Source organism: Kitasatospora sp. NPDC001175, from assembly GCF_053598215.1.
Genome location: NZ_JBSFJU010000070.1, coordinates 33,471 through 41,165 on the forward strand (window position 1 = coordinate 33,471; position 7,695 = coordinate 41,165).

At 68.9% G+C, this 7,695-nt stretch carries 8 protein-coding genes and 1 pseudogene; 5 read left to right on the forward strand and 4 right to left on the reverse strand.

The window, feature by feature from the left end:
* Positions 1–44: 44 nt before the first annotated feature.
* Positions 45–167 (reverse strand): hypothetical protein, encoded by a 123-nt coding sequence (locus ACWDAK_RS33665; RefSeq protein WP_344640783.1) that lies wholly within the window; start codon positions 165–167, stop codon positions 45–47.
* A gap of 90 nt (positions 168–257) precedes the next feature.
* Between ACWDAK_RS33665 and ACWDAK_RS33670 the strand changes: the two genes are divergently transcribed.
* From ACWDAK_RS33670 to ACWDAK_RS33680, 3 genes are all read left to right on the forward strand, one after another.
* Complete coding sequence (locus tag ACWDAK_RS33670; protein ID WP_344640784.1) at positions 258–551, forward strand: helix-turn-helix transcriptional regulator; 294 nt, start codon at positions 258–260, stop codon at positions 549–551.
* 177 nt (positions 552–728) lie between these two features.
* A complete protein-coding gene (locus ACWDAK_RS33675) occupies positions 729–1,277 on the forward strand; it encodes a GNAT family N-acetyltransferase (protein WP_427395623.1) in 549 nt (182 codons plus the stop codon).
* 392 nt (positions 1,278–1,669) lie between these two features.
* Positions 1,670–2,242 carry a GNAT family N-acetyltransferase gene (locus tag ACWDAK_RS33680; RefSeq protein WP_344640786.1) on the forward strand — a complete coding sequence of 191 codons (573 nt, stop codon included), beginning with the start codon at positions 1,670–1,672 and terminating at the stop codon, positions 2,240–2,242.
* Positions 2,243–2,506: 264 nt separating this feature from the next.
* On the opposite strand, the gene ACWDAK_RS33685 is transcribed toward ACWDAK_RS33680, so the two are convergent.
* Positions 2,507–3,256: a dienelactone hydrolase family protein gene (locus tag ACWDAK_RS33685; protein ID WP_344640787.1), complete on the reverse strand. Its 750-nt coding sequence runs from the start codon at positions 3,254–3,256 to the stop codon at positions 2,507–2,509.
* 472 nt (positions 3,257–3,728) lie between these two features.
* On the opposite strand from ACWDAK_RS33685, the gene ACWDAK_RS33690 reads away from it, so the two are divergent.
* Positions 3,729–4,601, forward strand: a complete 873-nt coding sequence (locus ACWDAK_RS33690) for an MBL fold metallo-hydrolase (RefSeq protein ID WP_344640788.1) — start codon at positions 3,729–3,731, stop codon at positions 4,599–4,601.
* A 548-nt stretch (positions 4,602–5,149) separates the two neighbouring features.
* The gene (locus ACWDAK_RS33695; RefSeq protein WP_344640789.1) at positions 5,150–5,425 is read left to right on the forward strand and encodes an isoamylase early set domain-containing protein; all 276 of its coding nucleotides are present in this window, start codon (positions 5,150–5,152) and stop codon (positions 5,423–5,425) included.
* 72 nt (positions 5,426–5,497) lie between these two features.
* Here the strand turns inward: ACWDAK_RS33695 and ACWDAK_RS33700 are convergent, their stop codons facing one another.
* Complete coding sequence (locus tag ACWDAK_RS33700; RefSeq protein ID WP_344640791.1) at positions 5,498–7,201, reverse strand: NAD-dependent malic enzyme; 1,704 nt, start codon at positions 7,199–7,201, stop codon at positions 5,498–5,500.
* Positions 7,202–7,228: 27 nt separating this feature from the next.
* Positions 7,229–7,312: pseudogene (locus ACWDAK_RS33705) on the reverse strand (DUF6841 family protein); the annotation flags it as partial.
* Positions 7,313–7,695: the final 383 nt, after the last annotated feature.

Sequence of the window (7,695 nt, forward strand, 5' to 3'; positions counted from 1 at the left end):
ACCCTGTACTGCGGTCAGGTGGTGCCGGAGCAGCGATCGGCTGGTCATCCCAGCGAAAGGAAGGCAGTGAGGACTTTCAGGTTGTCGCGGGTGAGGATGTCCACGGTGACCTCTTCGCGCGGTGGCCAGGGATCACGGTTCGCGAGGCGATCCTGCTTGCCCTTCAACCATTCGCCCACAATCGATACATGTCAACGGTTACGCGGATTGTTTTTCGTGCTTACGCCTTCGTGAATCGGTGGTCGTAAGCTGGAGCCATGGAGGAACGCTCCTCGACGGCGCGGCGGTGGACCTTCTTGACGAACCACGCCCGCGTGCTGGTGCAGATTGCCCGCGATCCCGGGATCAGGGTGCGTGACATCGCGGCGCGCTGCCTGCTGACCGAGCGGGCCGTCCAACGGATCATCGTCGACCTCGAAGAGGCCGGCTACCTGACTCATGAACGCGACGGCCGCAGCAACCACTACCACGTCCTGGCCGCCCAGCAACTACGCCATCCGGCGGACGCCGGCCCCAATCTCGCCGAACTCCTGGCCGTTCTCCTGCAGTGAGATCACCTGGACCGTCGGGCCTCATCGCGCTCGCGGTGTTCGTCCTCAGGCTCGTCGGCTTCGTGGCGGGCCACTTGGAACCTTTCGACGGACTGGCCGGAGGCCGAAGCCGCCCTGTACCCGCACCGAGCGGAAATGAGATGCCCGACGACGCGGAGGCCTGCCAAGCTGCGTTGCATGGACGTTCATCTCGAGCCTTGGTCGGAATCGGCTCTCGGCCTCCTACGGCGGATCAACACCCCACGGATGCGCCACTACGTCGGCGGTCCCGAGTCGGAGGAGGAGCTACTCGCCCGGCACCGCCGCTACCTCGCCATGCCGGAAACCGGGCGCGGCTGCATGTTCGCCGTCCTGCTCGGCGACGAGATGGTCGGCAGCATCGCCTACCACCAGCGAGACTGGCAGGAAGAGCGGATCTACGAAACCGGCTGGAACGTCCTACCGCCCTACCAGGGCCGCGGTATAGCTGCCGCAGCCGGTACCGCCCTGATCGCCGTCGTGCGTGAGGCCGCAGGCCAACCCGACAGGCCCCGCCACCTGCACGCCTTCCCTTCGGTCGAGAACGCCCCTTCGAACGCTCTCTGCAATCGCCTCGGCTTCACCCTCCTCGGCGCCTGCGACTTCGAATACCCGGTGGGTAGCGGCACTCTGATGCACAGCAATGACTGGCGCCTCGACCTGGCCGACTCCGCCCCGCCGAGCCGGGGCCATGGAGAAACCCGGTGACCCGCCGCCCCACCGGGCAGAGCATCAAGGTCGAGAGGTCAAAGAACACGCTCAGGTGAGACGAGCGGTCCGGTTCCGGCTCGCGAGGCCGTTCTTACGGATAGCGAAGATCGCCAGCCGCTCATGGGCGTTGCCGTCGACCATGTCGAACTTCCGCTCCGTCTTCCCGTTGGAAGCACCCTTCCCGGTGAGGTCGGCCGCCTGGTGCCGGCGTTCGCGTGGAAGTGAAAGTACCCAGTTCGGTCCACGACCACGTACCCAGGGAACTGTACGTCGCGGAACCGGGGCCATCCTGTACTCAGCCGACCCTCGAGACGGGCGCCATTACCGATGGGGCTGCGGAGTTCGAAATCACGTTGCCGACGGCAGCGGCCGCATACGATCCTCCTGGCATGGACCTTCCACAGCAGGTGATCGAGCTGGACGACCTGACGCTGCGCCGCTTCAACGGCGAGGCAGACCTTCCGGAACTCTTCCGGGTCATCGAAGAGTCGTTGGAGCACCTGCGCCCGTGGATGGCATGGGTCGGTGAGCACAGCCTGGCCAAGACCGCCGACTTCCTGGCCCGCCGCGCGGAGGGCTGGGCGAGTGGTGAGGAGTTCACCTACGCGATCGTGCTGAACGGCGCGATCGTCGGCGCCTGCCAGCTCTTCCGGCGTGACGACACCCCGGACAACGGCCGCGAGATCGGCTACTGGCTTCACCCCGCCGCCACCGGCCGGGGAGTGGCCACCCGGGCCGTGCGCGCTCTGATCGCGCAAGCCTTCCGCCTCCCTGACGTCGACTACGTCGAGGTCGTCCATGACCCGGCCAACCGTGCCAGCGGCGCCGTCCCGGCCCGCCTCGGCTTCAGCGAACGCCTGCGCCGCCCCGCCGAGCGTCTCGCTCCGGCCGAATCCGGCGAGGACCAGATCTGGCGGCTGACCCGCCACCAGGCGGACAACCCGGCCGCTGAGGGCCGTTGAGACCAGCTGCAGCGCGGAACAGCGGTTCTCTGGAGCAGAGGCGTGGCGCGAGGCGAGTCGGGACGGCTTTGTGCAGCTCAGCGTCAGTGCGGCCGGATATTACCGTGTGCAACAGGTGCGGTGCTGTCGCTGGATCGGGTGAGCCGACAAGAGGCTCTCCGATGGCTCCCGAGTCGGTGAGGGCGGGCTGCGCCCTCACCGACTTCGAACCACCCCTGGGACTCCGGAGCCGTGTACCTCAGGTTCGGTTTCCGGGCCGGAGCCTCAGCTGTTGGCCAGGGTGCGGTCGAGGAGGGGGAGCAGACGGTCCCAGTGGCGCTGCAGTGCGGAGGGGTTGAAGGCGTCGGTGTCGGACATGGTGTAGCCGTGGATGGTGCCGGGGTAGATCTCGGTGGTGTAGCCGACGCCTGCGGCGTCCAGGGCCCTGTTGAGCTCGCTGATGGATTTGGCCGACATGTCGCCTTCAGCGAGGCCGAGGTGGACTCGCGCGGTGAGCGTGGAGACGAGGCGGTGTGGGCTGTCGGGCGCGTCGGTGACCAAGAAGCCTGGGTGGAATCCGGCGACGGCGGCCACCTGGTCGGGGTGGGCCGCCGCGGTGCGCATCGCCAAGGCGGCGCCTATGCAGTAGCCGATCACGGCGACCGGTCCGGCGCTGACCTCGGGCTGGGTGGTGAGGAACCTGAGGTAGGCGTCGGCATCGCGCAGGACCCGTTCGGTGGTGTGCGCCTCGATCAAGGGCATCAACCGGGCGATGACCGCGGGTCGGATCGCTTCTCCGATGTGCTCGGGAAGTTCGATCACCGGCGCTGGGCCGTGCCGGTAGTAGAGGTTGGGGACGAGCACGTAGTACCCGTGCTCGGCCAGTTCGCGGGCCCTTTCCTCCAGCTCGGTCCGCACGCCGAAGGCGTCCGTGTACAGCAGCACCCCCGGGTGCCGCTCGCCACGGTCGGGGAAGGCGGCGAAAGCGTCGGCCCGGCCGTCCGCGGTGGGGATCGGCAGCGTCTTGGTGGGCATGAATTCTCCTGTCGTGGTTGACGTGTCGAGCCTGTGATCAACACGACGGAGGCGGGGCCCGCGCAGCAGCGCCGGATCCTCGATCGAACAGCGGGCCCGCACCGGCCCGTACGGCACTCAGAGGAGCACCGGGTCACCAATCCGTGTGTGGCGCAATGCCGTCCCGGTAGTCATGCCGCACAACATAGCCCACCCGACAAAGCCGATGCCATCACCCCGGTCCACAGCGCTGTTTCGCGAGAACGATCTCGGCCAACGCCTCGGATCCTGAACCCGGTCGACGCGCTCTCTGGCGGCTTCCGGTGGACCGTCATTCGCAGACCGCTCAACGCGAGCCCCGGCCAGAGCAGCACTCCCGCCGAACTACAAGATCCAAACCCCCTTCCACTTTCCCCCTGGCTCGGGCTACTTCTGGAGTACGAGGCCCATCGGGCCCGTCACCGACCCACTCCAAAATCCCGGGGGCACCGCCATGGGCGACGACTGGTACGTGAACGACCGATGCACCAACTGCGATGCGGCGCGGCAGCTCGCGCCCGGACTGATCAAGGAGGTCGACGGGCGTTCCGAGATGGTGCGCCAGCCGCGTGACGCCGCCGACCTCGCCCGACTGAACGCCGCCGCATTCGCCTGTCACACCCGCTCGATCCGCCGGCGCTCCGGCCCGCTCAACGGCGAGGTGGACCCGTTCCCGCTGGCACTCGACGAGAACGTGCTGCTCTGCGGCCACAACTCCCGGCACACCGCCGCCGCCAACTCCTATCTCCTCCGACGGCCGTTCGGCACCCTGATGATGGTCGACACGCCTCGCTGGTCGGGCGAACTCGCCTCCCGTTATGAGGCGTTGGGGCGGGTGACCGACGTTCTCCTCACCCACCGGGACCATGCTGCGCACGGGGGCCAGTACGCGGACCGGTTCGGTGCCCGACTGTGGATCCACGAGGGCGACCTGGCCGCCGCGCCCGACGCCGACCGCGTGCTGCGCGGCACCGGGCCCGCCGAGATCGCCGACGGCGTGATCGCCTACCCGCTCCCGGGCCACACCGAGGGCAGCGTCCTCTACGTCGCCGACGAGCGGTACTGCTTCAGCGGCGACAGCATCTACTGGTCGCGCACCAAGGCCGCGCTGGCCGTCGCGGAGCACGTCACCTGGTACTCCATCGAGGCGTTGGCCGCCTCCCTGGCCAGCACCGCGCCCCTGCTGCGCTTCGAGTGGGTGCTGCCGGGGCACGGCGACCGCAAGCACCTGGCGCCCGAGGAGATGGCCGAGCAGCTGCGTGCGCTGACCGCTCGCACACGTCGACTGCAGCCGCAAACAATCGATTTCACGGCACATCAGTGGTGAGCTGCAGGGGTCTGATGGCCCCACGAACAACTGCAGCGCGAGCTCCCCCGGCCCGCTACAACCGTCGGTGCTCACCGGCCGGAGGAACACTCCCGGACGACGCCCCACGACCACCTCCAAGATCGGAGGTCGGAGCGGCCGAGACCACCTGCCGCTTCGCCGAGCCCCTGCTCGCACCCGCGGACACCCGGCGGCTGTGGCCCGCCCCGGCACCATCCCGACGAGGAGAAACCCATGGCAGTGCTTGGCAAGTTGCTGAAGAACCGACGAGCGGACCAAGCGGGCCTCGCCTGGAATTCACCGAACCTGGCCGGCGAGAACACGCTGGCAGCAGGTCAGCTGGACGAATAGCGAGGACCGGCAGCACGCCGTGCGCTACGACCGGCTGCTCCTGGCAGGGCAGGGCACCACGACATCGCCAGAGCTGTGCGCCGGGCGGGGTAATGCCCCGCGCGGGTGGCGTATCGCCAAGTGCTGGCCGGCGGACGGCGGGGTGATGATCGGCGCAGGCGTATCTGCCGATCCCATTTCTCAAGGAGCCCAAGACGATGCTGGAACGCACCAAGTCCGGAAAGACCATCGACGTCACGTTCGTCCTGCCTGCTCACCACCCCGCTGGCGAGACCAGCGTGGTCGGCGACTTCAACCGGTGGACGCCCGGCAGGCACCCGCTTCGGCCCCGCCCGGACGGCACACGAGCCGTCACGGTGACCCTGCCGCGTCATGAGCACATCTCGTTCCGCTACCTCGCGCACGGCGACTACTGGTTCGACGACGAGGGCGCAGACGGCCACGACGGACAGAACAGCCTGCTGCACACCTGACGGCGGGCCACGCTGGGCGGCGGCGACGCGCCGCCCAGCGTGGCCGCCCCGCACGGAGGCCGGTTTCCGCGGTCAGATCGCCTGTACGGGTCGGTAGTTCGGCTGCCACATGGCTGCGCGGACCTGATTCTCGATTTCGTCGCCGATGGTGGCGCGAGCTACCCCGTCGTGGGCGGCGCTGCGGGCGACTGCCGTGGCCACGGCGGCTGAGGTCTCCCTCAGCTGCCGGGTGGGTGGTAGGAGCGGCGCACCGGGGTCGGTCGGGTCGACCTGTGCGGCGACCGCGTGGGCCGCGGCGGTGAGCATGCCGTCGGTGATGCGGGTGGCTCGGGCCACGATGGCGCCCAGGCTGAGACCGGGGAAGATCAGCGCGTTGTTGGCCTGTCCGATCTGGTGGGTGGTGCCATCGTGACTCACTGGTGCGAAGGGACTGCCGGTGGCTACCAGGGCGCGGCCGTCGGTCCAGGCGAGCAGATCGGCGGGCGTTGCCTCGGCGAGCGGTGTGGGGTTGGACATGGGCAGGATGATCGGACGTCGGGCGGATGCGGCCATCTCGCGGACGACGGGACCGGTGAAGGCGCTGCCTTGGCCGGAGGTGCCGATGAGAATGGTCGGTTCGACCCGGTGCACGACCTCCGCCAGTGCGATGCCGCCGACTTTCGGGTCGCGCGCCCAGTCGGCCACCTCGTCCGCGGTGCGCGCGTAGGGGGCCTGGAAGTCCCGCATGCCAGTCGTGTCGTCGGTGAGCAGGCCGTGCCGGGCGAGGCACCAGATCCGACGGGTGGCCTCGCCCGGGGTCAGGCCGTCGGTGATGAGCGCGTCGCGCAGTTGGTCGGCGATGCCGACACCCGCCGTGCCCGCGCCGAAGATCACCACCCGGTGCTCCCGCAGCGACGTGCCGCTCGCCCGCACGCCGGAGAGCACCGCCGCCAGGTTCACCGCGCCCGTGCCCTGGACGTCGTCGTTGAAGGTGAGCATCTTGTCGCGGTAGCGCGCCAGGATGCGCCGCGCGTTGTCCGGCCCGAAGTCCTCCCAGTGCAGCAGGGCGCTGGGGAAGAGCCGGGTCGCGGTGTCCACGTAGGTCTGGACGAAGGCGTCGTAGGTCTCCCGGTCGACCCTGGGGTGGCGGTTGCCGAGGTAGAGCGGGTCGTCCAGCAGTTCCTTGCGGTTGGTGCCCACGTCGAGCACGACGGGGAGGGTGCGGGCCGGATCGATGCCGCCCGCGGCGGTGTACACGGCGAGCTTGCCCACCGAGATGTTGATGCCGCCCACCCCCCAGTCGCCGATGCCCAGGATCGCTTCGCCGTCGGTGGCGACGATCAGGTCGACCTCGTCCGGTCCCAGTCCGGTGGCCCGCAGCGAGCGTTCGGCGTCCTCGGGCGCGTCGACCGACAGGTAGACCCCGCGGGGTTTCCGGTACTGGGAGCTGTAGCGCTCGATCGCGGTGCCGACGGTCGGGGTGTAGACGATCGGCAGCATCTCGTCCAGGTGCTCGCTGACCAGCCGGTAGAACAGCACCTCGTTGCGGTCGTGTAAGGCGGTCAGGTTGACGTGCTTGGCCAAGTCGTCGGGCTGTGCCCGGAATTGCGCGTAGGCGCGGGAGGACTGTTGCTCGATCGTGAGCACCTGCGGCGGGAGGAGGCCGACGAGGTCGAGCGCCTGCCGTTCGTCCCGGGTGAAGGCGGTGCCCTTGTTCAGCCGGGGATCGGCCAGCACGGCCCGGCCCCTGGCCGCCGTGTCCCAGCGCTGATGACGGGCATTCCACCGGGTCGGCATCGGATTCATGACTGTCTCCCGAGCGGTCTCGGAGTGAACGGCGATACGCTCGATTTCACCGTGATCCGAACGACGACGGGACCAGATCACCTCGGTCGCTGCTCCGGCATTGTGGTAGCTCGTTCAGCCCGGCACGGCCGTACAGGAACGGCACCAGTCAGCGCACTCGAGAGCGGCACTCTGGTAGTCGCCGAGAATCGCGACCTTCACAGCGGCCATGCTATGGCGCACCTGATGGTGGGGCGAGTCGAGCGACGGCAACGCTCGGCCGGCTCCCGGCCGATTGGCGTGACCGTCCGCCTCGTCGGGGGCCGGGTCCCGAGTCGTCCGGCCAGACCTCGGTCGGCGTGCGGCCGGCGGCGGGGTACGCGCGGAACCGGCCGGGCAGGCGATGGTCAAAGCAGCATCGCCTCGAACTGGAACTCGGGCGCGGTCAGTGGTTGTTCGGACCAGATGACCTTGCCGCGAGCCGTGTACCTGGTCCCCCACCGCTC